This is a genomic window from Geobacter pickeringii, from assembly GCF_000817955.1.
Classification (GTDB): domain Bacteria; phylum Desulfobacterota; class Desulfuromonadia; order Geobacterales; family Geobacteraceae; genus Geobacter; species Geobacter pickeringii.
Window position 1 is genome coordinate 276,800 of the sequence record NZ_CP009788.1, and the last position, 21,800, is coordinate 298,599.

21 protein-coding genes, 1 tRNA gene, 1 pseudogene and 2 riboswitches are annotated in these 21,800 nt (G+C 60.3%); of the genes and pseudogenes, 15 read left to right on the forward strand and 8 right to left on the reverse strand.

The genetic code is table 11. The features are described 5' to 3' along the window. Positions 1-18 precede the first annotated feature (18 nt). The 6 genes from GPICK_RS01235 (at position 19) to cysK (ending at position 7,441) form a co-directional block, all read left to right on the forward strand. Positions 19-1,011, forward strand: a complete 993-nt coding sequence (locus tag GPICK_RS01235) for an efflux RND transporter periplasmic adaptor subunit (RefSeq protein WP_236685606.1) — start codon at positions 19-21, stop codon at positions 1,009-1,011. Next, positions 1,008-4,304, forward strand: coding sequence for an efflux RND transporter permease subunit (locus GPICK_RS01240; RefSeq protein WP_039739808.1), 3,297 nt, complete (start codon positions 1,008-1,010; stop codon positions 4,302-4,304). The genes GPICK_RS01235 and GPICK_RS01240 overlap by 4 nt, the downstream gene beginning before the upstream one ends. Positions 4,305-4,398: 94 nt before the next feature. Then, the gene (locus GPICK_RS01245; protein ID WP_039739811.1) at positions 4,399-4,875 is read left to right on the forward strand and encodes a pyridoxamine 5'-phosphate oxidase family protein; all 477 of its coding nucleotides are present in this window, start codon (positions 4,399-4,401) and stop codon (positions 4,873-4,875) included. A gap of 23 nt (positions 4,876-4,898) precedes the next feature. Continuing rightward, a complete protein-coding gene (locus tag GPICK_RS01250; RefSeq protein ID WP_039739814.1) occupies positions 4,899-5,888 on the forward strand; it encodes a TolC family protein in 990 nt (329 codons plus the stop codon). A gap of 214 nt (positions 5,889-6,102) precedes the next feature. Then, positions 6,103-6,450, forward strand: coding sequence for a NifB/NifX family molybdenum-iron cluster-binding protein (locus GPICK_RS01255; protein ID WP_052263228.1), 348 nt, complete (start codon positions 6,103-6,105; stop codon positions 6,448-6,450). Between the two features lie 61 nt (positions 6,451-6,511). Next, on the forward strand, positions 6,512-7,441 hold the full coding sequence (gene cysK / locus GPICK_RS01260; RefSeq protein ID WP_039739817.1) for a cysteine synthase A: 930 nt from the start codon (positions 6,512-6,514) through the stop codon (positions 7,439-7,441). 246 nt (positions 7,442-7,687) lie between these two features. On the opposite strand, the gene GPICK_RS01265 is transcribed toward cysK, so the two are convergent. Together GPICK_RS01265 and GPICK_RS01270 are read right to left on the reverse strand one after the other, a co-directional pair. After that, the gene (locus GPICK_RS01265) at positions 7,688-8,020 is read right to left on the reverse strand and encodes a hypothetical protein (RefSeq protein ID WP_039739818.1); all 333 of its coding nucleotides are present in this window, start codon (positions 8,018-8,020) and stop codon (positions 7,688-7,690) included. A 448-nt stretch (positions 8,021-8,468) separates the two neighbouring features. Then, a pseudogene (locus GPICK_RS01270) lies at positions 8,469-9,814 on the reverse strand (IS5 family transposase). An 83-nt stretch (positions 9,815-9,897) separates the two neighbouring features. Between GPICK_RS01270 and GPICK_RS18070 the strand changes: the two are divergent. Continuing rightward, the gene (locus GPICK_RS18070) at positions 9,898-10,053 is read left to right on the forward strand and encodes a DUF2442 domain-containing protein (RefSeq protein ID WP_330217058.1); all 156 of its coding nucleotides are present in this window, start codon (positions 9,898-9,900) and stop codon (positions 10,051-10,053) included. 123 nt (positions 10,054-10,176) lie between these two features. Here GPICK_RS18070 and GPICK_RS01275 read toward each other — a convergent pair whose 3' ends face one another. From GPICK_RS01275 to GPICK_RS01300, 6 genes are all read right to left on the reverse strand, one after another. Then, a complete protein-coding gene (locus GPICK_RS01275) occupies positions 10,177-10,479 on the reverse strand; it encodes an integration host factor subunit alpha (RefSeq protein ID WP_039739820.1) in 303 nt (100 codons plus the stop codon). A gap of 3 nt (positions 10,480-10,482) precedes the next feature. Then, positions 10,483-10,842, reverse strand: coding sequence for a helix-turn-helix domain-containing transcriptional regulator (locus GPICK_RS01280; RefSeq protein WP_052263221.1), 360 nt, complete (start codon positions 10,840-10,842; stop codon positions 10,483-10,485). A 42-nt stretch (positions 10,843-10,884) separates the two neighbouring features. Next, positions 10,885-11,220 carry a type II toxin-antitoxin system RelE/ParE family toxin gene (locus tag GPICK_RS01285; protein WP_039739704.1) on the reverse strand — a complete coding sequence of 112 codons (336 nt, stop codon included), beginning with the start codon at positions 11,218-11,220 and terminating at the stop codon, positions 10,885-10,887. A 180-nt stretch (positions 11,221-11,400) separates the two neighbouring features. After that, positions 11,401-11,476, reverse strand: a tRNA-Phe gene (locus GPICK_RS01290). Positions 11,477-11,557: 81 nt separating this feature from the next. Continuing rightward, complete coding sequence (locus GPICK_RS01295; RefSeq protein ID WP_039739823.1) at positions 11,558-12,007, reverse strand: fibronectin type III domain-containing protein; 450 nt, start codon at positions 12,005-12,007, stop codon at positions 11,558-11,560. Positions 12,008-12,084: 77 nt separating this feature from the next. Further along, a riboswitch (cyclic di-GMP riboswitch) is annotated at positions 12,085-12,161 on the reverse strand. Between the two features lie 145 nt (positions 12,162-12,306). Further along, positions 12,307-12,870, reverse strand: coding sequence for an elongation factor P (locus tag GPICK_RS01300; protein WP_039739824.1), 564 nt, complete (start codon positions 12,868-12,870; stop codon positions 12,307-12,309). A gap of 105 nt (positions 12,871-12,975) precedes the next feature. Here GPICK_RS01300 and GPICK_RS01305 point away from each other — a divergent pair, with 105 nt between their 5' ends. The 8 genes from GPICK_RS01305 to GPICK_RS01340 all read left to right on the forward strand — a co-directional run bounded on the left by GPICK_RS01305 (position 12,976) and on the right by GPICK_RS01340 (position 21,777). After that, the gene (locus GPICK_RS01305) at positions 12,976-13,173 is read left to right on the forward strand and encodes an RNA-binding S4 domain-containing protein (RefSeq protein WP_039739827.1); all 198 of its coding nucleotides are present in this window, start codon (positions 12,976-12,978) and stop codon (positions 13,171-13,173) included. Positions 13,174-13,185: 12 nt separating this feature from the next. Beyond that, complete coding sequence (locus GPICK_RS01310) at positions 13,186-13,896, forward strand: uracil-DNA glycosylase family protein (protein ID WP_039739830.1); 711 nt, start codon at positions 13,186-13,188, stop codon at positions 13,894-13,896. Positions 13,897-13,910: 14 nt separating this feature from the next. Then, entirely contained in the window at positions 13,911-14,387 is a 477-nt protein-coding gene (locus tag GPICK_RS01315) for a MaoC family dehydratase (RefSeq protein WP_039739833.1), read from the forward strand. A 65-nt stretch (positions 14,388-14,452) separates the two neighbouring features. Further along, positions 14,453-14,869 (forward strand): thiol-disulfide oxidoreductase DCC family protein, encoded by a 417-nt coding sequence (locus GPICK_RS01320; RefSeq protein WP_039739835.1) that lies wholly within the window; start codon positions 14,453-14,455, stop codon positions 14,867-14,869. A gap of 70 nt (positions 14,870-14,939) precedes the next feature. Then, positions 14,940-15,109, forward strand: a riboswitch (M-box (ykoK) riboswitch). Positions 15,110-15,505: 396 nt separating this feature from the next. Then, positions 15,506-17,206, forward strand: coding sequence for an ABC transporter permease (locus GPICK_RS01325; RefSeq protein ID WP_236685607.1), 1,701 nt, complete (start codon positions 15,506-15,508; stop codon positions 17,204-17,206). A gap of 12 nt (positions 17,207-17,218) precedes the next feature. Next, the gene (locus GPICK_RS01330) at positions 17,219-18,532 is read left to right on the forward strand and encodes an ABC transporter ATP-binding protein (protein WP_039739841.1); all 1,314 of its coding nucleotides are present in this window, start codon (positions 17,219-17,221) and stop codon (positions 18,530-18,532) included. Between the two features lie 3 nt (positions 18,533-18,535). Then, a complete protein-coding gene (locus GPICK_RS01335) occupies positions 18,536-19,453 on the forward strand; it encodes a cation diffusion facilitator family transporter (RefSeq protein ID WP_039739844.1) in 918 nt (305 codons plus the stop codon). A 47-nt stretch (positions 19,454-19,500) separates the two neighbouring features. After that, positions 19,501-21,777, forward strand: coding sequence for a Tex family protein (locus tag GPICK_RS01340; RefSeq protein WP_039745114.1), 2,277 nt, complete (start codon positions 19,501-19,503; stop codon positions 21,775-21,777). Positions 21,778-21,800 lie beyond the last annotated feature (23 nt).

The window sequence follows — 21,800 nt, forward strand, 5'->3', positions numbered from 1 at the left end:
AGCCCTGCGCAACGGGTCATGGCAAATGTGGCGACAACGCAAGCCGGATTCCGCGAGTTTTCCATCGATACCGTTGCGGCCGGGAAAGTGGCGTGGGACGAACGGCGGCTGGCAAAGATCTCGGCCCGCATCTCCGGGCGGGTTGAACGGCTTCATGCAAACTTCACCGGCGCACGGGTGAAGGCGGGACAACCGTTGCTGGATATCTACTCGCCGGAACTCGTTTCATCTCAGAAAGAATACCTTCTTGCCGTTGAGGGTGCCGAGCGGGCAAAGGAGAGTCCCCTCGCGGACTCGCGAGCGATGATGGAGGGGCTGCGGGATGCTGCCCGGGCACGCCTGAGGCAGTGGGGTTTTAGCGATGCGCAGGTCGCCGAGCTTGTGCGGACACGGCAGCCGAAATCGGTCGTTACCGTTTACGCGCCCGCTTCCGGCGTTGTCACGGAACGGCTCGTGACTGCCGGACAGTATGTGACCGAGGGGGCGCTGCTCTTTTCGGTTGCGCCTCTGTCGAGCGTCTGGGTCCATGCGGAGTTGTACGAGAACGAGGGTGGAAGGGCGGCCATAGGGTCACCTGCGGTAGTCACGACGGAGGCCTGGCCCGGCAGAGAGTTCCGGGGGAAGGTGGCGTTCGTTGACCCTGTCATAAACCCCGAGACCCGGACGCTGAAGGTCCGGATCGACCTTGCCAACCCGGGGGAGTTCCTGAAGCCGGAGATGTTCGTGAAGGTGGCGCTCAAAGGGCAGAAGGTCCGGGTGCTGGCGGTGCCGGAAGACGCGGTGGTGGTCACCGGCGACCGGGCACTGGTCTGGGTCGAGTCCTCTTCCGGCACCTTCGAGCCGAGAAATGTTACGCTTGGCCGCCGGGGGAGCGGCTTTTACGAGGTGCTCTCCGGTCTTTCCGCCGGCGAGACAGTGGCCGCTTCGGGCGGATTCCTGATCGATGCGGAGAGCCGGTTGAAGAGCGCACGGTCGAAAGCTCCTGAACAGCAGGGAGGCACGGGACGATGATCGAACGGGTCATCACCGCCTGCCTGCGCAACCACTCCCTGACCATCCTCGGCGCGCTGCTGCTGGTCGTCTTCGGCTGCTGGGCGCTCCTGCGCACCCCGGTCGACGCCATTCCCGACATCTCCGACAACCAGGTCATCGTCTATGCGACATGGGAAGGACGCTCTTCTAAGGTCATCGCGGACCAGGTGACATACCCTCTTGCGTCCAGCCTCCAGGGACTTCCCCGCGTCCGGGCGGTCCGCTCCTCGACGATGTTCGGCGTCTCGATGGTCTACGTCATCTTCGAGGACGCGGTCGATCTCTACTGGGCGCGGAGCCGAGTCCAGGAGCGGCTCTCCCAGCTGGCGGACCGGCTCCCCCGGGGAGTAACGCCGGTGCTCGGCCCTGACGGTACCGGCGTCGGCCATGTCTACTGGTACGTCCTGAAGGGGAATGGGCAGAGCCTGGGAGAGCTGCGGACGATCCAGGACACGTATCTGCGCAATGGGCTGCAAACGGTTCCGGGGGTGGCGGAGGTTGCATCGGTCGGCGGCTTCGAGAAGCAGTACCAGATCGACCTGAACCCGCTGAAGCTGCATGATCTCCGGATACCGGCGCAGGCGGTCGTTCGGGCCGTCTCTCTCTCCAACCGTGACGTGGGGGGCGACGTCGTGGAGCGGAGCGCCGCGGAGTTCCAGGTGCGGGGACGCGGTTACCTGCGAGGGAAGGAGGACATCGAGAATATCGTTGTCGCCACCTCCGTTTCCGGGGTCCCCGTGTACGTGAAGAACCTCGGCGTGGTCCAGATAGGCGGGGGAAGCCGGCGGGGGCTCCTCGACGAGAACGGGGAGGGGGAAGTTGTCGGCGGCATCGTCGTCATGCGCTCGGGAGAGAACGCCAAGGCGGTGATCGGGAGGGTCAAGGAGAAACTCGCCGGCCTCGGGAAGGGGCTCCCCGCCGGGGTGAGGGTAACGACAGCCTACGACCGGAGCGAGCTGATCGACCGGGCCATCGACACCCTTTCCCATGCCCTGCTGGAAGAGATCGTCCTGGTCACGCTGGCGCACATCCTGTTCCTGTGGCATTTCCGCTCCATTCTGATCGTCACGGCGCCGCTGCCGCTGGCGATTCTCTTTTCATTCCTCTGCATGAATCTGGCAGGGATGAATTCCAACATCATGAGCCTGGGAGGGATCGCCATCGCCATTGGCGTCCTGGTGGATGCGGGCATCGTCATGACCGAAAACGTCATACGCCACGCCGAACGGCACGGGGCCGGGTATGAGGAGGAAATCGTCCCGATCACGGAGAAAGCCGCTCACCAGGTGGGGCGCCCGATCTTCTTCGCCATGGCGATCATCATCCTGGCATTCGTGCCGGTCTTCGCCCTGACGGGGACGGAGGGGAAGATGTTCCGCCCTCTGGCCCTCACCAAGACGTTCGCCATGGTCAGCTCTGCCATCCTGGCGGTGACGCTCGTGCCGGTGCTCTGCTCGCTTCTCGTCCGGGGAAAGCTGCGCCGGGAAGAGGACAACCGGCTGATGGCGGCGTTGACAAGGCTCTACCGTCCGGCGCTGGCGTGGGCGCTCGATAACCGGAAGAAAACCGTCGCCACGGCTTTGCTCCTGTTTGTCGTGGCGCTTGCCCTGACGACGAGGATCGGCAAGGAGTTCATGCCGCCGCTCAATGAGGGGAGCCTCCTGTTCATGCCGGTGACGCTCCCCAACGTCTCGATCAACGAGGCGAAGCGGCTGGTGACGCTCCAGGACCGGATCATCAGGGAGACGCCGGAGGTCGGCTACGTGCTGGGAAAGGTGGGCCGCGCCGATACCCCCACCGACCCGTCGCCCCTCTCCATGTTTGAGACGATCATCCTGCTGAAACCCCAGGAGAAGTGGCGCGCCGGAATGACGACGGAGAAGCTGGTCGCGGAGCTGAACGAAAAGCTGCAGATTCCCGGCGTGGGGAACGGCTGGACCATGCCGATCATCAACCGGATCAATATGCTCTCTACGGGTGTGCGGACCGATCTGGGGGTCAAAATCTACGGTGACAACCTGGACACCTTGTCGGATTTGGCCGTCCGGGCCGCGGAGATACTGAAGGAGGTGCCGGGAGCGGCGGACGTGGTGGCCGAGCGGACCCAGGGGGGGATGTATCTCGATATCGAGGTGGACCGAGCGGCGGCGGCGCGATACGGGCTCAGTGCTGACGATGTCAACAGCACCATCGAGACGGTTCTCGGCGGCATGGTCGCCACGAGCACCATCGAGGGACGGGGGCGTTTCCCGGTCCGTGTCCGCTTCCTCGGGGACTACCGCCAGGACCTGGAGGCAATCCGGCGGATCCCGATCCCGCGGGGAGCGCTCCGCGCACCACGGACTCCGCAGGCCGCGTCTGCCGCAGTCTACTCTCCAGGTGGCGGTATGGCGCCGGCGGGCATGGGGACCGCTGCCGGCTCTTCCGTGATGGGAGAGACGTCGCCAACGGGCGTTGGCGTGACCGGCATGGGCGGGGGAGGGGACGTGCTGCTGGGGCAGGTCACCCGCATCTCCTGCGTGCCGGGCCCCGCCATGATCAACGCCGAGAATTCGTTTCTCCGTTCGGTGGTGTTCCTGAACGTCAGGGGGCGCGACATGGGGCGCTTCGTGGACGAGGCCAGGGCGCATCTGGAAAAGAAGCTGAAGCTTCCGCCCGGCTGCTTCATGGAGTGGTCGGGACAGTACGAGAACCATCTCCGCGCCAGGAAGACGCTGCAGGTGGTGGTGCCGCTGGTGCTCCTCATCATCTTCGTCCTGCTGGTTATGGTTTACCGCTCCGTCAGGGAAGCGCTCCACGTGATCCTGGCCGTCCCCTTTGCCCTCACCGGCGGGGTCTATCTCCTCTACTTCACCGGCTACAACTTTTCCGTTGCGGTCTGGGTCGGATTCATCGCGCTCTTCGGTACGGCGGTGCAGACCGGCGTGGTGATGGTGATCTATCTGGACGAAGCGGTGGCGCGGGTCCGCAAGCGGGACGGGCGGCTGACGCGGGAAAACCTGCGGGAGGCAGTGACGGAAGGAGCGCTGCTCAGGCTGAGGCCGAAGGTCATGACGGTTTCCACCATCGTGGCGGGACTCATCCCTATCTTCTGGAGCAGCCGGACGGGCGCCGAGATCATGAAGCCGTTGGCGACGCCGGTGCTGGGAGGCATGATCTCTTCGCTGCTTCACGTGCTCATCGTGACCCCGGTGATCTTTGCCTGGCTGCGGGAACGCGAACTCGCGAAGGTGGACAAGGCCGTCGCCGTCGGGAAGGCCGAGGGGATCTGACTTCGAACAGGGGGGGCGGAATGTTGCGTGAGTTGCACGAATCAGAGCGGACGGGATGGGCCGTCCGAAAACAGTCAGGAAAGGGAGGTACGTCATGGGAAGTAATGTGAACGGAAAAATCAGTCAGGAGATCATCGAGTACATCGGTGGGACGCTGTGGGCGGAACTGGCCACGGTGAGGGAAGACGGAAGCCCGGTTGTGCGGACGATCGGGGCATTTGCCCTGGACAACGGGGGAAGCAGCATCTATTTTGCCACGCTCCCCAACGCCGACAAGACCCGGCAGATCGAGGCGAATAATCGAGTTTCCTTTTTCTTCCAGCACGAGGGGCAGCAGCTGCACGAATTCCGCAATGCCGAAGTCATCGGCAGCGCAGCCAAAATTGACGCTGACGACAAGCTGGAGCGTGCCGTCCGGTCGATCGCGGAACGGAGTCCCTTTGTCCGGGAGCATATCGAAAAGAACGGGGTCGGGACTTTCGGTTTCTACGAGGTCACCGCTTCAGAGATCAAGTTCCTCGATTACCGCAAGGGAATCGGGCCAGAAGCAATTGAGACCGTTATTCTGTGAATGGGTAGACTTTCGGAGGAAGGATGAAGCCTGGAATCATCGGTCGCAGGCTATTTGCGTTTGTTGTCGTTTTCTTCATGACGGCGGGTTCTGCCGGGGCCGGGGAGCCCCTGCGGAATACCGCCTATTTCTACGAAAAAGCAATTGCCGTCAGGCCGACCATACACGATGTCGGCGAACGACTGCGGATCGCCAGGGGGATAGGGCCCGACCGCATGGCGGAATTCTCGGGGATACACGAATCCGCCTCTTTCCTAGGGGATACGGACTCCGCTCAGGACGATTTCCGGGATGAAGCCTATGACCAGCTTCGGGCCGAGATCAGAATGGCCTATGCGGAGCTCGCGTCTGTCCGGGGCCAGACCGATGAGGTTCGGCGGAGCGTGGTGCTTCTCCGGCACATGGTCGAGTTGTCCAACACCCTCTATGCCGGCGGGAAAATCGATCAGGCACAAGCCCTCCAGGCCCAGATCGCATGGGCGAGTCTGTCGGAGAATCTTCTCGTGCTCGAAGGGCGGGAAAAAACCCATTCGATTCGCCTCAATGTCCTGACCGGTGATGCCCCCGAAGATGCGATCCCTGCGCTCGAACCTCTCCGGGAATATGCCCCGGCCTTCGACTCGCGGGAGTTGGCGGAATCCTACAAGTCCCGGCGCTTTATCGTTGTGTTCCAGCAGACGATCCGTCCCGATTCTCCGGTTGCAACCGGCGACGAGCTCCATGGGGCGGATTCCCTGGACGTGGAGTCCGGCGCATTTGTCTCCGCTGCCCGGGTCTCGCTGGAAACCTTGTCCTATCGGGCTCGCCGCTACCGGACAGAGCTGGTTCCCCGCGCGGAGCAGGCCTATGCCTCGCGACTGGAGGCGTACAAAAATGGCCGGCTTGATCTTTCTGTGCTCATTGAATCACTGCGAGAAGTGTCGGACTTGCGGCGGGAATGCCAGACACTGCTCGGTGAAATTCATGTCCGTAAAGCCCGGTTGGAATCAGCCACCGGCGTTGTTCTCGACTAGATTGTTCTTTATTAAACTATAAAAAAAATAGACTTTGTAGAAAATAGCTTGACACACTTGCTGTGGTTTTGTAGGATCAAATCACTACTAAAGAAATGGGATAAATAGAGCTATTGTTTAACCTGATTGACACTTGACTGACCAGACAACTGGAGGCCAGGGCTCGTTCCGGACGGAACCTCTCCCTTGGCCTTTTGTTTTCGGAGAGAAGAAAATGGAGAAAAAGCTGGCAGTTGCGAGCAGTGATGGCAATCGCATCGACGAGCATTTCGGGAGGGCGCGGCGTTTCAGGGTCTACCGGTTTGAAGGGGGGAATTGGCTTTATGAGGAAGACCGCGAGGGTCTCCCCCCATGCGCAGGCGGTGCCCATTCCGATGATCTCCTGGATCAGGCCGTTGATCGCGTGGCTGACTGCCGCTGGGTAGTGGTGAGCCAGATCGGCCCCGGCGCCATCGATGCCCTTATCGCCCGCCGTGTGCTCCCTCTAGTTCTCAAGGGGACTGTCGACGAAGCACTCACGCTTGTCGGCAAGCGGTATCTCGGCACGGCCAATACAACCTAATTAGCTACAGACAAGTACGGGGCTTCACCCCACTAACCCGAATCACGAGGAGGCAACAACCATGGCACGTATTCACAGCAACCTTACCGACCTTATCGGCAGCACCCCGCTTCTGCGATTTAACCGCGTAACCGACGGAGCCCCGGCGGAGGTGGTGGCGAAGCTCGAGGCGTTCAACCCCGGCGGCAGCGTGAAGGACCGGATCGGCTTCGCCATGATCAAGGATGCCGAGGAAAAAGGGTATATCAAAAAAGATACCGTTATCATCGAGCCGACGAGCGGCAACACCGGTATCGCCCTGGCCTTCGTGGCCGCGGCCCGGGGCTACCGGCTCATCCTCACCATGCCCGACACCATGAGTGTCGAGCGCCGCAACCTCCTCAAGGCCTATGGCGCCGAACTGGTTCTCACTCCCGGCGCCAAGGGGATGAAGGGGGCGGTGGAAAGGGCGGCGGAGCTGGCGGCGGAGATTCCCAATTCCTATGTGCCCCAGCAGTTCAAGAATCCGGCGAACCCCGAGATCCACCGGGCCACCACGGCGGAAGAGATATGGAACGACACCGACGGCAAAGTGGACATCGTGATCGGCGGTGTCGGCACCGGCGGAACCATCACCGGCGTGGGCGAGGTGCTCAAAGTGCGCAAGCCCGGCCTGAAGGTCATAGCGGTGGAGCCCTTCGACTCCCCGGTCCTCTCCGGCGGTCAGCCCGGCCCCCACAAGATTCAGGGGATCGGCGCCGGCTTCGTCCCTGACGTCCTCAACACCGAGGTGATCGACGAGATCTTCAAGGTGAAGAACGAAGAGGCCTTTGCCGTGGGCCGGAGGCTGGCACTGGAGGAGGGGCTTCTCGTCGGCATATCCGGCGGAGCTGCGGCATTCGCCGCGCTCCAGATAGCGAAGCGGCCGGAGAACGTCGGAAAGCAGATTGTAGTGATATTGCCCGATACGGGCGAGCGCTACCTTTCCACCGCGCTTTTCCAAGAAATTTAGCTTTTCACCTTGATGGATTAAGGGAGGGAACGCCCGTCCCTCTCTTGCCGCAACTCCGTTGCAGGCGATAATCGACACCACTGCTGACCAGAAAAGCAGGAGGCCAGGGCTTCGTATTTCCCTCATGGGAAACAGCCCCGGCCTCTTTTAAGGTCATTAATTCATTGAAGAAGCATCATCTGATCAGATTTGTCACGTTCTTGGCGATCGTTGCTGTCCAGTCGCCGTCTCTTGTGGTCTTCACTCTCAGTGGTTCCAGTTCTGCAGCAATATGCCCAAGCTCTTCCCTTGTGCACGCATGGACTCGATGACAGACCGAACCTCTGCCGCGAAATCAGCAGCATTCTGCCTGATCACCTGAACTTCTTTAGCGTTGGCTTCCTGTACCAGTTCAGGGTGAAGATTGTTTCGTATGTCCTCAAATCCGATTCTCGTTACGCAAAGGTGGCTGAAGAAGTAAGCAAGACAGGAGAAGAGCTTGAGTTTCAGCGCCCGGGCCCTCGAAGACGAGCAATCCCGCAGAAAGGCGCCGGATTCGACCTCGGTGAACAAGGCGGGCATGTCGCGAAGCAGGTACATCCCCTCCGTCAACTAAGAGCTTCCCACTCGAAACTCTTCGGTTCTTCCACCTCTTCCCCGTGCCGACCCGGCCGGGGCGATGGAAGGGAGTGGCATAAATTTATACGCAAATTTACGCATAAATTTATGCCAAAAGGCATTACGTGGCTAAATTTTATCATGAAATCATGCTTAAATTTATGCATGAATTTATACCAATATTTAACCACCAAATTCGGTTCTAATATTACCCGCCCCCCCAACAAATAATTTATTATCATCATTACATCCTGATGTTATATAAGCATAATTCTTTTTGGGTTCCAGGGCCCGTAAAATCTGGGTTTTTAAATCCTCCTCGTTGAGATTTCAACGGGGATGTTTTGTTTCAGGATTTGGAATTAGGCAAGAAATCTGACGGGAGGGCATCTGGGTAATTAGTCGACCCTGAAAAACGCCTGATTTTGCTTCAGGCGGGTTGATGATTTCGGTTGAAACATTGGAGCACGTCATCCCACTCGGTGCAGAGGGCTCTGAATCGTTCTTTGAAAAGCCCAAAAAGGATCGCTCGGAGGAGCTTCCTGAGGTTGAAACCGCATCCGGCCAGGAGGGCGTTGATTTTGTCGCCTTCTTCGCCTTTGAGATAGTTACGGTTCATCCGGTGATCCGACTTCGTGTGCCCAATGATCGGCTCTATGGCACTGCGCCGTTTGAACCAGTCCCATTCTCTGGGCTTCATGCTCTTTTTCTTCCGATTGGCCAGGTGAACTGCTGTTTTCTCGATGAACTTTGGTTCTCCCTTGTAGCCTTTGTCGCAGTAAGCATTGCCTGGCCGCCACCCAGTGATCTGTTCTGCCTGGGCAAGCGCGTCTTTGAGCGTATGCCCGTCATACGGATTCCCGTGAAGAGCCTGTATGCCGACGATCCAGTTGTCTTTCGAGGTGCTGACCAGTGACACCTTGCAGCCGAACTCGTACTTCTTGTGGGCTTTCCCCTTGGCGATGCATTCTACTTCCGGGGCTTGCATGCTGTAGAGTTTGTTCTTGTCATCCCGCTTCTGGGTGAAGATCCGCTTGGCCCGCTCCAGCATGGTGGCCAGCAGTGAATCCGGTTCCTGACATTTGCGCTCGATGTCGCGGATGACCCGGCCAAGGTAGAGCCAAAGCCTTTTCTGTTCACGCCTGGCCCGCTTCGCCTGGCGGGCATGGCTGTAACGCCCCTGCATGATGAATGCTGTCTTGCCCAGGCGCTCGTAGCTTTGGCGGAGTTCGATGCCGGCTTTCTTTGCCTGGCGGACCAGGATACGACGGGCCTTGTGGTAGAGCCGGGCATCTGTCGGAAAGGCAATCGCCTTCTCCTGGACGGTGGTATCGACATTGACCCGTTCCAGATGCTCTTCGGTCACGTATCTTTCGCCTTGGCGGTTTCGATGGTTACTTTGAGGAGTTTCTCCACCCCTTTGTGACCAATGCGCTGGCGCCACTTGACCAGGCTGGTCGGGTTGAGCGGAAACTCGTGCTGGAAGTACTCAAAGCCGCAAAAGTACTGCCAGTAGCCGTTTTCAACGAACTGGGCAACCACCGTCTCGTCACTGACGTTGAACGCATGCTTGAGATAGTGGAGAGCAACCATCAACCGGATTGGCAGGCCGGGGCGACCGACGTTCTCGACGTACAGGGAGCCGAACTCTTTTTCAAAAACCGACCAGTCGATGGAATCCGCCAGTTTGAACAGGGGATGCTGGCGGTTCAGAAACTGGTCCAACCGGGAGCGGAATAGATCACCTTGATCCTGGGAACCTGATTTTGGCTGCATGAAATCACCGTGTTTTGAAGGTCTTGATTCAATTGTTGGCGATTTTATCACACAATAACGGCAAATTATATTCGTAACTTCAATTGGTTACACTTTTTCAGGGACGACTAATTAAGAGATTAGGCATTGCTCAGGTTTTTGTGGAGTACGGGGTAGTTACATGGCCGGATGAGATCGACCTTGCACCGGATGCCATATATGAAAGAATTAAGCAATATGGGAAATGGGTGCTACATTGACAGCCCCCGGCTTCTTAACAAGGAACATGTCGATCAACTAAAAAGCCTCCTCTGTCGAAGGCGGACGGGGAGGCTGAAGCAAAAAGCCCCGGCGAGAGGCCGGGGCAGGGCGAACTATCTATATCACTCGGGGCAACTGAGGGGCCGAAGCGATTCCGTAAGGCTCCGCTTTAGCAATGGGCTCAGGCGGAACGTAAGCACCCGACGAGCCTCGATGGTCAAATCTTCCCCTGTCTGAGGCTTGCGCCCTCGTCGGTCCTTCTTTTGCTTCACTTCGAAGATGCCAAATCCGGAAATCTTTACAGTTTCACCTCGCTCAAGCCGGCCCTTTACCAGCTCAAGCACGGCCTCGACGAGGTCGAGAGATTCTCGCTGTGAGGTAATAAGGCGGGCTGAGATAGTTTCAGCGATGTCTGCTTTGGTCATGGCTTATGCCTCTCGGAGCGAGCGACCAAATGCATGTGCATCGTTAAGCGGTGTCGTAACGGCTTTGATGTTCACTTTGAGAAAATTGGTTATCGCGGCGAATATAGCAGAAAGGCTCTCCATTGTTGGATTGCCGGCCTTTGACAACATCCGATGAAGGCTTTTGCTCGGCTTGTGGATATCTTCCGCCAGACGTTCAAAGCCAACGGTCGCATTTACGAGATCGCGGAGAACAAGTTTCGCCGTCTCTGCGTCACCGCTGAGAAAAAGGGTCACCGCTTCATTTAAGAGCACCTGTGCAAACTCAGGATCGTTTTTCACCCGAAACACAACCGTTTCCTTGAAATCACGAGTAAGTGCCATGTCTACTATCCTCTCTTCCTGAATCCTCGAATCCTGCCGCGTTTAGCTCTTCTTCAAGGTTTTCTTGCGACGTTTATAGTCGATCCACAGGGCCAGCGCTCGCTCTATGTCTTTTGACTGCCCCTTTTTCGTCCCACCACCAAGCAAGACGATAATTTTTAAGCCGTCTTGAGCGAGATAAATTCGATAACCTGGCCCCCAGTCGATTTTGTATTCTCCAATGCCTTCGAACCATTTTATGCTTGAAGTATTGCCTTGCTCTATCCGTAACGTGGCAATCCTCACCTTGGCAGCTGCTACCGGATCGAGAGAATTAAACCAGGTTCCGTAAGGGCTTGTTCCGTCTTTAAGTAAAAGTTCAACAACCTGATAGCTCATAGAATACAAGTAACATTTATGTTGCTATCTATCAAGAAGGAAAATCTATTTATCGGGGGACTTTGAGGGTAAAAGCATCTGAAGGGTTACGTAAAATCAATGGGTTAGGTTGTAGTCACAATGTAGTCTTGAAATTAAAGAAAAAGGGGTCAGGCTGAACGCCTAACCCCTTGATTTTTATGGTGCCCAGGGACGGAATCGAACCGCCGACACGAGGATTTTCAGTCCTCTGCTCTACCGACTGAGCTACCTGGGCGTAAAGAGTTGTCAGATATAGCGTGAATCATTGACGGTGTCAACAAAATATTCAGCGGCATTGCTTTCCGGGCGGCTCGGGTTACGAGACGGCCTGGGTCGTTTCGTTGGAATAGGGGCTCTCGTTACCGGCAGCATCGTAGGCCGTTACGGTGAAATAGTAGGTTCCGGAGGCAAGGCCGGTGACGGAGCAGGTCGTCGCCAGGCCGAGCTTGACGGTCTTCGAGTAGGTGCGGGACGCGGTCCCGTAATACACCTTGTAGCCGGCGATCTTCGCCGTCGACGGGCCGCTGGGTGCATCCCAGGCCAGCGTGACGGACCCCGTTGCCGCGGTGCTCCCCCCGGAACCGCTCCCGGTCGCCGGCGCGGAGGTGGTCCCGCCGCCCGGGTTTGCTGCGGAGCTGTCAGTTGATGGCGTGCCGCCGCCTGTTGCCGAATTGCCCGCCGACCCGCCCCCGCCGCCGCACCCTGCAAAGAACGCCATCAGCAGCAGGGGGAGAAATAACCTGGCAATGATCGTTGTCTTTTTCATGCTGTCACCCTCTTCTTCTCTGCGCATCCCGGATTCATCCCACAAAAAAACCGGGTTGCCTCGATATCGTCTGATATTTCGGCAACCCGGCTATCTCGGTGAGACCCTCTGGGCTTTCCGCCCCACCCTCGCGGATGGTTTAGTATTGTCGTCTATCAACTGCTCTGTTGCGCTGCTCGTTGCAACTGACCCCATGTGTACCAAAAAGGGTCGGGGAAAGTCAATACAAAACACATACAGTAATGTAACAGGCGGGTCGGTTGATCCCGCGTCAAGCTGCGCCGTTACGGGCAGTTATGTCAGGCCCGGGAGATGAAGCGGCAGTCGCGGGTGTCGACCTTGATCTTCTCGCCGACCTCCAGATAGGGGGGAACCTGGAGCGTCAGCCCGGTTTCGAGGGTCGCCTCCTTGGTCTGGGCCGTGGCGGTGGCGTTCTTGATGACCGGCGGGGTGTCGGTGACGGTGAGCTCCACCACCTGGGGAGGGTCGACGCTGACCAGCCGCTCCTGGAAGATGCGGAGGGTGACCTCGGCGCCGTCGATGAGGTAGTACCGGATTGTCTCGAAGGCCTCGGCGTCCATCTCGAACTGCTCGTAGGTCTCCAGGTCCATGAAGACCCCCTGGCTGCCGTCGGCGTAGAGGAACTGCCCCTTGTGGCGCTCGAAGTCGGCTTCCTCCACCTTGTCGCCGGAGCGGAAGGTCTTCTCCAGCACCTGGCCGGTGAGGAGGTTGCGGTACTTGGTCTTGACCATGGTGCTGGCTCCCCGGGCCGAGGGGGACTGAAAGTGGACGTCGAGGATGGTGCACGGAGCGCCGTCGAGCTTGATGACGAGGCCGCGCTTGAAGTCGGATGTGGTGAGCATGGCAGGGATCTCCTTGTGTCGTGAAAAATCTCCTTTTTCTACCAAAAAAATGCTACAAAGACAACCTGATGAGCATCGTTTGACGGAGAAGGGAGAGTCTGTTCCGTGAAGATCGACACCGACCACATCAAGCTCGACAGCTTCCTCAAGGCGGAGAACATCGTGGCGAGCGGCGGCGAGGCGAAGATTCTCATCGCCGAAGGGGGGGTGCGCGTCAACGGCGAGACCGAACTGCGCCGGGGGCGGAAGCTGCGGCCCGGCGACCGGGTCGAGGTCGGCGGCGAGACCTTTTGCGTCGAATAAAGGAGAATCCCGGTGGATCTCGTTTCGATAGCCGAAGAACTCTCCACCGTCCTGGAGAGCCTGGCCTTCTCCCGGCCGGTGGCCCATGTCTACAACCCCCTCCGCTACGCCCGGGCCCCCCACGGGGAGTACCTGCGCCGTTTCGGCACCCCCCCCAAGGAGGCGGTCTTCGTCGGGATGAACCCCGGCCCGTGGGGGATGGCCCAGACCGGCGTCCCCTTCGGCGAGATCGAGGTGGTAAAGGAGTGGCTCGGGATCAACGGCTCGGTGGAGAAGCCTGCCGACGAACACCCGAAGAAGCGGGTCGACGGTTTCGCCTGCCGGCGGAGCGAGGTGAGCGGCCGGCGGCTCTGGGGGCTCATCCGCGAGCGGTTCGGGGAGCCGGAGCGGTTCTTCGCCCGCTTTTTTGTCCTTAACTATTGTCCCCTCCTCTTTTTGACCGCCGAGGGGGGGAACGTCACCCCGGACAAGATCCGGACGGCGGAGCGGGAGCGGCTCACCCTCCTCTGCGACCGGGCCCTGCGCCGGGCGGTGGAGTACCTGGCGCCGCAGGTGGTGATCGGCGTGGGAGGCTTTGCCGAAGAGCGCTGCCGCGAGGCCCTGGCAGGCCTGGATCTCCGCATCGGCCGGATCATCCACCCGAGCCCGGCAAGCCCCGCCGCCAACCGGGACTGGGCCGGCACGGCGCTCCGGCAGCTCCACGAACTCGGCATCGAATTCTGACGCAAGGAGCCCCCATGGCCGCTGCGGACGATCTCATCGCGTTCCTCGCCCCGAAGCTCGGCACCGAAATCCACGTGGGTCCCTGGCTCGCCGTGGACCAGGGGCGGATCGACGCCTTTGCCGCCGCCACCGGCGACATCCAGTGGATCCACACCGACCCGGAGCGGGCCCGGCATGAGTCACCCTACGGCACCACCATTGCCCACGGCTTCCTCACCCTGTCGCTCCTCCCCTTCCTCACCGAGGCCAACGCCCCGGGACAGTTCGAGCGGAATTACCCCGGGATGCGGCTGCGGGTCAACTATGGTCTGAACCGGGTCCGCTTCCCGGCGCCGGTGAAGACCGGCTCCCGCATCCGGGCCCGGACCGTCCTCGCCGCCCTGGAACCCCTGGGCGCCGCAGTGCAGATCACCTACGAAATCACCGTGGAGATCGAGGGGGAGGCAAAGCCTGCCTGCGTGGTGGAGCAGCTCTTCCGGCTCTCCCCCTGAGGCTGGTTGCCGTCGGCCGGTTCCGTGGTATAGGTTTCGGAATGCTCCGACTGCGAGGTCTGCCGATGCCAGTTCCTCCCGAATTCCCCCTGAGAGTCTTCTACGACGGCTCATGCTCCGTCTGCGCGGCGGAGATGGCCCGCTACCGGGCGAAGAACCACGGCGGGCGCCTCGTCTTCGTCGACATCGGCGACCCCGCCTTCGATCCCGCCCCCTACGGCATCCCTCTCGACGCCTTCATGGCCCAGATGCACGCCATCGACCGCTCCGGACGGGTCTATCGCGCCGTAGAGGCCTTCTGGGCCATCTGGCAGGCCTTCCCCGCATCGACACTCTACGGTCTTCTCGGCACCCTCGTCATGCTTCCCGGCGTGAACCTCCTGGCTCGGCTCGGCTACCGGGGCTTCGCCCGGATCAGAACGTATCTACCCCGGCGCACCCCCCTCTGTACCGGCGGCTCCTGCCGCATTGACCGCCATTGAATCCTTCCGGCGTTCCCTTTCTGACACTCCACGCTGTTGACATTTCCTCAAAAAGTATTTTATAAGATGCACTGTTCCTCGTTAGCATGAGGCGTTTGCACAAACACAGGCTACTGCCCGGAAACGTCGAAAGACGCCAATGGGTAGACCAGGTCTTGCCGGATTAAGGCTTGACTTAAGGTAGCTGGTTCCCATGGACCTACGTTGTGCACTGCTGAAAACCTACGAGAGGGGAACCACGGCACGCAATCCATCAGGCCACGGTTCTCCGTGGCTTTTTTTGTTGCTCAACGTCAAAAGCGAAAGGTGGTGGTGATCCGCATTGGGCAGTCATAGTAGCAGCTTCTTCAGCATCTTTCCGCCGATCCATCAGGTAATCCTTCACGTGCTCCCTCCACTCCCCTGCCTTGAAGATTGACCGCTGGCGTTGTGCGGGTAAATCAGGCAGGGAAAGTTCTATCCTTTCCCTTACAAGCTCATATTGATTTTTGATTTCACGTCACAAAGTCGTTGTGCTGTGGTATGCACGAGTCCGCGCGCCGAAGGCGCTGTGCGGACCCGCACCGATGGCTTGCGGCAGATGCCATTCCGTTTGGCGTCATGGATGGAACTATGAAAAACTCGACCGATCAGCACTTGAAAATTCGCCTTAACCCTTGGGACGTGGTGGCCTTCCTGCTCGTCATGGGGATTGTCACGCTTTTGGCATGGGGCAGCCGCCAGATGGCAGTCCCCTACACCCCCGGCGAACAGATTCCACTCTCCCTCGATCCTGTCCGTCTGCCCGTCTATGCCCTGCGCAGCGTACTGCGCATGGCGGCGGCCCTGGTCTGTTCCCTCCTGTTCACGTTCAGCTATGCGACGCTGGCGGCGAAGAGCCGTCGTGCAGAAGCCGTCCTGATCCCTGTTCTCGACATTCTCCAGTCGGTGCCGATCCTCGGCTTTCTTTCAGTCACGGTAACCGGTTTTATCGCCCTGTTTCCAGGCAGCCTGTTGGGGGTCGAGGCGGCATCGATCTTTGCCATCTTCACCTCTCAGGCATGGAACATGGCTTTCAGCTTCTATCAATCACTGCGCATCGTACCCAGGGAGCTTCAGGAGGCATCCATCCTCTTCGGGCTTTCGCCCTGGCAGCGCTTCTGGAGGCTGGAAGCCCCGTTTGCTACGCCGGGGCTGATCTGGAACACCATGATGTCGGTCTCCGGCGGCTGGTTTTTCGTGGTTGCTTCAGAGGCCATAACCGTGGGAAAGACCGCCGTGACCCTCCCCGGCATCGGCTCCTATGTTGCCCAGGCCATCCAGGAAAAGAACCTGCTCGCCATTGCCTGGGCGCTCTGCACCATGCTGGTGGTGATCCTGATCTATGACCAACTCCTCTTCAGGCCGCTGGTGGCCTGGGCCGAAAAGTTCAAATTCGAACTGACCGAAAGCCAGGAGAGTGCCGAGTCGTGGGTGCTCCTCCTCTTCAAGCGGGCGAGGTTCCTCCGTGCCGGGATTGAGGGAATTGGCCAGCTGTGGGGATTCTTTTCTGATCGTCTGCCGAGATTGCCGCGAGTGAAGCTGCAGCACCGGCCACCTTCGCGTATGCTGGAGATTTTGTCTGCCGTGCTCTGGCATGTCTGCCTCTGGGGTGGCATGGCAGCTGGCGTGTGGCTCCTGGTCAGGTTTGTCGGCAGGGGAGTCGATCACTCTGAAATCATCAGGGTCTTTGGGCTGGGACTGATCACCCTGGCACGGGTCATCATCCTGCTGGTGCTGGCGTGTCTGATCTGGGTGCCGCTGGGGGTGATCATTGGCCTCAATCCACGCTGGTCAACCAGGGTGCAGCCGCTCGCCCAGTTTCTGGCGGCCTTTCCGGCCAACCTTCTTTTCCCCGTGGCGGTGGTCCTGATGGTGCGGTATCGTCTTTCTCCGGAGGTCTGGACTGCGCCGCTCATGATTCTCGGAACCCAATGGTATATCCTCTTCAACGTCATCTCCGGGGCCGCAGCAATACCGACCGACTTGCGCGAAGCTGCCCGCAACCTGGGGGTCTCCGGCTGGCAACTCTGGCAGAGACTGCTCTTGCCCGGCATTTTCCCGACTCTGGTGACCGGGTTGATAACCGCCTCCGGGGGCACATGGAACGCCAGCATCGTTGCCGAAGTGGTCAGTTGGGGAGACACCAGGCTCACGGCCACCGGCCTCGGCTCCTACATCGCCCAATGGACCGAAAAGGGAGACTATCCGCACATCGTTCTCGGCATTGCCGTCATGAGCCTCTATGTGGTGGCGTTCAATCGCTACTTCTGGCGCCGGCTCTACACCATAAGCCAGACCAGGTTTCGCCTGGACTGAAAGGAAGCGCACATGGAAGCACTTCGCACTGACAACACGCTGCTCAGGCTCACAAACATCAAGAAGTCGTACAAGAAGAGCGAGGGGGATGAGCACTTGGTTCTCGACGGGGTCGATCTCACCATTTCCGAAGGTGAAATTGTCGCCCTGCTCGGTCGTTCCGGCTCTGGTAAGTCCACGCTGCTACGCATCATTTCCGGACTGACGCGACAGGTTTCCGGCGATGTGCTCTACTGCGGCGAACCGGTGAACGGACCCATGGATGGGTTGGCCATGGTATTTCAGACCTTTGCCCTTTTCCCGTGGCTGACCGTGCTGGAGAATGTCGAGCTGGGGCTGGAAGCAAAGAAAGTCCCCCGGGAAGAGCGCCGTCGCCGGGCCCTTGCCGCTATTGACCTGATCGGTCTGGATGGGTTCGAGTCGGCCTATCCCAAGGAACTGTCCGGAGGGATGCGGCAGAGGGTGGGCTTCGCCCGGGCTCTGGTGGTGGAACCGACCCTGTTGCTCATGGACGAGGCCTTTTCCGCTCTCGACGTGCTTACGGCGGAGACCCTCCGCACTGACCTCATCGAGCTTTGGCTGGAACGCCGTATCCCCACCAGGGGCATCCTGCTGGTCTCGCACAATATCGAAGAGGCAGTATTGCTCGCTGACCGGATCGTGGTTCTGGGGAATACCCCCGGACGGGTGATCGCAGAAGTGACGGTGCCACTGCCGCAGCCGCGCGACCGTGAAGCACCCGCGTTCCGCCAGATCGTCGACGAGGTCTATGCCCTGATGACCAGACGCCCCCGCGGCGCCAAGGCAGAAGCGGTTCCGCTCTCTCATCGGCTTCCTGAAGCCCATGTCAACCGACTCGCCGGCCTCATGGAGGCCCTTGCCTCAGAGCCATACAGCGGCAAGGCCGATCTTCCCGAACTGGCCGACCAGATGGGGTTCGGTGTCGATCAACTCTTCCCCCTTCTGGAAGCACTGGACATTCTTGCCTTTGCCCGGGTTGAAGGAGGGGATGTGGAACTGACTGCTTCCGGAAAGAGCTTTGTCGATGCGGACATTCTCCGACGCAAAGAGATATTTGCCGAGCATCTGATCAGACATGTTTCACTGGCGGCACATGTTCGCAGGATACTTGACGATCGCCCGGGCAACCGGACCAAGGAAGACCGATTCCTCCGCGAGCTCGAGGACTTCTTCAGCGAGGACGAAGCGGAAAGAGTCCTCCGGGTGGCCATAGAATGGGGACGGTATGCCGAACTTTTTGCATATGACGAGGGGGCTGGCATCCTCAGCCTGGAGAACCCGGTCGGCGGCGGAGAAGAGGAGTAGCTGATGGTTTCTGCAGAGAACGACAGACTGAAAAGGAAGGCAGCCCGCCTCTCGGTCTTCTCCAACATAATTCTGGTGACTGCAAAACTTATTGTCGGCGTCGTATCCGGTTCGGTGTCGCTTCTGTCGGAGGCGATCCATTCCGGCATCGACCTGGTCGCCGCGGGCATTGCCTGGTATTCCGTCCGTGAAGCGGGTAAACCTGCCGATGATGAGCACCGTTTCGGTCACGGCAAGATCGAGAATGTCGCCGGAACCATTGAAGCGGTGCTCATCTTCGGGGCGGCGTTGTACATCATCTGGGTAGCAGTCCACAAGTTGCGGTCGGGTGTTGCCGAAGTTGAAAGCCTGGGGCTTGGAGCAGCTGTCATGGCCGCTTCCGCAGTCGCGAACTATTTCGTTTCCCGGCATCTGCTGAATGTGGCGGTCAAGACCGATTCAGTAGCACTTGAGGCAGATGCCATGCATCTGAGAACGGACGTGTATACCTCTGTCGGAGTTCTTGGAGGACTGGCTGCCATCAAGCTGACCGGCATTGCCATACTTGACCCCATCATTGCCATAGTTGTCGCCCTGCTGATCATCAAGACCGCCTGGGATCTCACCAAGACCGCTTTCTTCCATATCCTCGATGTCAAGCTTCCGGATGACGAGGAAGCAGTCATTCACGAGGTCCTCACACAGAGCAGCGGCAAATTCCTCGAATATCACAAGCTCAGGACCCGGAAAGCGGGCCATGTCCGGCACATCGACATGCACCTGGTGGTACCGAAGTTCATGACTGTGGAAACGGCGCACAGGCTGAGCCACACTATTACTGCCGAAATCGAGCATCGCCTCGCCCATAGCCATATTCTGGTGCATATCGAGCCGTGCAGCAGGGAATGCGCCGGATGCAAGGTACACTGCGATCGTATATGAAACTCGAATCTCCCAGCATCATTATTCCGCCGGACAAAGGACGCACCATGAGTCAGAGCAGCGAAACCCTGAGAAAAATCACCACGTTCATCATCGACGAGACCGGCCTGAAGCCGTTCCAGGTGGAAAACACCGTGGAGCTCCTGAAGGAGGGGGCCACCGTGCCGTTCATCGCCCGCTACCGTAAGGAGCGGACCGGCGAACTGGACGAGGTGCAGATCCGCACCGTGGAGGAGCGGTTCACCTATTTCTCGGAGCTGGAGGAGCGGAAGAGCGCCGTGCTCAAGTCCATCGGGGAGCAGGGGAAGCTGACGCCGGAGTTGCAGGGGCGCATCGAGGCCTCCCGCCAGAAGACCGAGGTGGAGGACCTCTACCTCCCCTACAAGCCCAAGCGTCGCACCAAGGCGACCATCGCCCGGGAGCGGGGGCTGGAGCCGTTGGCGGATCTCGTGGCGGCCCAGGAACTCACCGCCGGCACCCCCGAGGAGGCGGCCCTCCCCTTTGTTGACCTCGTGAAGGAGGTCCCCGATGCGGCGGCGGCCCTGGAGGGGGCGGGGCATATCCTGGCGGAGCGGCTGGCCGACGACGCCGACGCCCGGGCCTTTGTCCGCCGCCTCACCGGGGACGACGGCATCTTCGCCTCCCGCGTGGCGAGCGACAAGAAGGGGGCGGTCACCAAGTTCGAGATGTACTACGACCACCGGGAGCCCCTGAAGGGGGTCCCCTCCCACCGGATGCTCGCCATGCGCCGGGGGGAAAAGGAGGAGGTGCTGCTGCTGGCCATTGAGGCGCCGGTGGAGCAGGTCCTGGCCGGCCTGAAGGCGCGGCTCGTCACCCGTGAGAGCATCTTCCGGCCGCTGCTGGAGCGGGTGGCCGAGGATGCCTACAAGCGGCTCATCGCCCCCTCCATCGAGGTGGAGCTCCGGCTGGAGGCGAAGAAGCTGGCCGACGAGGCGGCGATCCGGGTCTTCGCCCAGAACCTGCGAAATCTCCTGCTCGCCCCGCCGGCCGGGGGGAAGCGGGTCTTGGGCATCGACCCGGGCTTAAGGACCGGCTCCAAGCTGGCGGCGGTGGACGGCACCGGCCGCTTCCTGGAGCACGTGACCATCTACCCCCACACCGGCGAAGGACGGGTTGCCGGGGCGAAGAAGGAGCTCCTGCGGCTCGTGGCGGCCCATGATGTCGAGATGATCGCCGTGGGGAACGGCACTGCGGGACGGGAGGTGGAGCAGTTCACCAAGGAGACCCTGGCGGAGGCGGGGAAGCGGGTGCCGGTGGTGATGGTGAGCGAGGCCGGGGCCAGCGTCTACTCCGCCTCGGAGATCGCCCGGGATGAGTTTCCGGAGCTGGACCTCACGGTGCGGGGGGCCATCTCCATCGCCCGCCGTCTCCAGGACCCGCTGGCGGAGCTGGTGAAGATCGACCCCAAGAGCATCGGCGTGGGGCAGTACCAGCACGACGTGGACCAGAAGGCCCTCCAGAAGGCCCTGGACGACGTGGTGGAGTCGTGCGTGAACCATGTGGGGGTCGATCTCAATACCGCATCCTGGGCGCTCCTCTCCTCCGTCTCCGGCGTGGGACAGTCGCTGGCCAGGGCCATCGTCGCCCACCGGGACGCCACCGGCCCCTTCGCCTCGCGCCGGGGGCTTTTGAAGGTCCCCCGCTTCGGCGAGAAGGCCTTCGAGCAGGCGGCGGGCTTTCTCCGGATCCGCGGCGGCGAGCACCCCCTGGACAACACCGCCGTCCACCCGGAGCGCTACCCGGTGGTGGAGACCATGGCCGTCGATCTCGGCGTGTCGCTCACGCAGCTTGCCGCCGACCCGGCGCTGGTGGCGCGGATCGATCTCAGGCGCTACGTGACCGACGCGGTGGGACTCCCGACCCTGCGGGACATCGTGGAGGAGCTGAAGAAACCGGGGCGCGACCCCCGGGAGGAGTTCAAGACCGCCGCCTTCCGGGACGACATCCGGGAACTGGCGGACCTCAGGGAGGGGATGGTGCTCCAGGGGGTGGTGACCAACGTCACCGCCTTCGGCGCCTTCGTCGACATCGGCGTCCACCAGGACGGCCTCGTCCATGTGAGCCATCTCTCGACGCGGTTCGTGAAGGACCCCAACGACGCGGTCCGGGCCGGCGAGCTGGTGAAGGTGAAGGTGCTGGCCGTGGACGTGGCCCGCAAGCGGATCTCCCTCTCCATCCGCGAGGCAATGGAAGGGGGGGCGCCGAAGCCGAAGGGAGAGCGTTCGCCGCGGGAGGAGAAGGGCTCCGGCGGCCTCGATCTGGCGAAGCTGGAGCAGGCGGGGTTCCGGGTGAAGAAGAAGTAACGGCAGCGGCCCGCGGAATGCGG

Coding starts and splice junctions, on each gene's coding strand:
- GPICK_RS01330 (WP_039739841.1), top strand. CDS start 17,219: ATGGAAGCACTTCGCACTGACAACACGCTGCTCAGGCTCACAAACATC.
- GPICK_RS01255 (WP_052263228.1), top strand. CDS start 6,103: ATGGAGAAAAAGCTGGCAGTTGCGAGCAGTGATGGCAATCGCATCGAC.
- GPICK_RS01240 (WP_039739808.1), top strand. CDS start 1,008: ATGATCGAACGGGTCATCACCGCCTGCCTGCGCAACCACTCCCTGACC.
- GPICK_RS01235 (WP_236685606.1), top strand. CDS start 19: ATGGCAAATGTGGCGACAACGCAAGCCGGATTCCGCGAGTTTTCCATC.
- GPICK_RS01285 (WP_039739704.1), bottom strand. CDS start 11,220: ATGAGCTATCAGGTTGTTGAACTTTTACTTAAAGACGGAACAAGCCCT.
- GPICK_RS01265 (WP_039739818.1), bottom strand. CDS start 8,020: ATGTACCTGCTTCGCGACATGCCCGCCTTGTTCACCGAGGTCGAATCC.
- GPICK_RS01335 (WP_039739844.1), top strand. CDS start 18,536: ATGGTTTCTGCAGAGAACGACAGACTGAAAAGGAAGGCAGCCCGCCTC.
- GPICK_RS01300 (WP_039739824.1), bottom strand. CDS start 12,870: ATGCTCACCACATCCGACTTCAAGCGCGGCCTCGTCATCAAGCTCGAC.
- GPICK_RS01250 (WP_039739814.1), top strand. CDS start 4,899: ATGAAGCCTGGAATCATCGGTCGCAGGCTATTTGCGTTTGTTGTCGTT.
- cysK (WP_039739817.1), top strand. CDS start 6,512: ATGGCACGTATTCACAGCAACCTTACCGACCTTATCGGCAGCACCCCG.
- GPICK_RS01245 (WP_039739811.1), top strand. CDS start 4,399: ATGGGAAGTAATGTGAACGGAAAAATCAGTCAGGAGATCATCGAGTAC.
- GPICK_RS01275 (WP_039739820.1), bottom strand. CDS start 10,479: ATGACCAAAGCAGACATCGCTGAAACTATCTCAGCCCGCCTTATTACC.
- GPICK_RS01280 (WP_052263221.1), bottom strand. CDS start 10,842: ATGGCACTTACTCGTGATTTCAAGGAAACGGTTGTGTTTCGGGTGAAA.
- GPICK_RS01315 (WP_039739833.1), top strand. CDS start 13,911: ATGGCCGCTGCGGACGATCTCATCGCGTTCCTCGCCCCGAAGCTCGGC.
- GPICK_RS01340 (WP_039745114.1), top strand. CDS start 19,501: ATGAGTCAGAGCAGCGAAACCCTGAGAAAAATCACCACGTTCATCATC.
- GPICK_RS01295 (WP_039739823.1), bottom strand. CDS start 12,007: ATGAAAAAGACAACGATCATTGCCAGGTTATTTCTCCCCCTGCTGCTG.
- GPICK_RS01320 (WP_039739835.1), top strand. CDS start 14,453: ATGCCAGTTCCTCCCGAATTCCCCCTGAGAGTCTTCTACGACGGCTCA.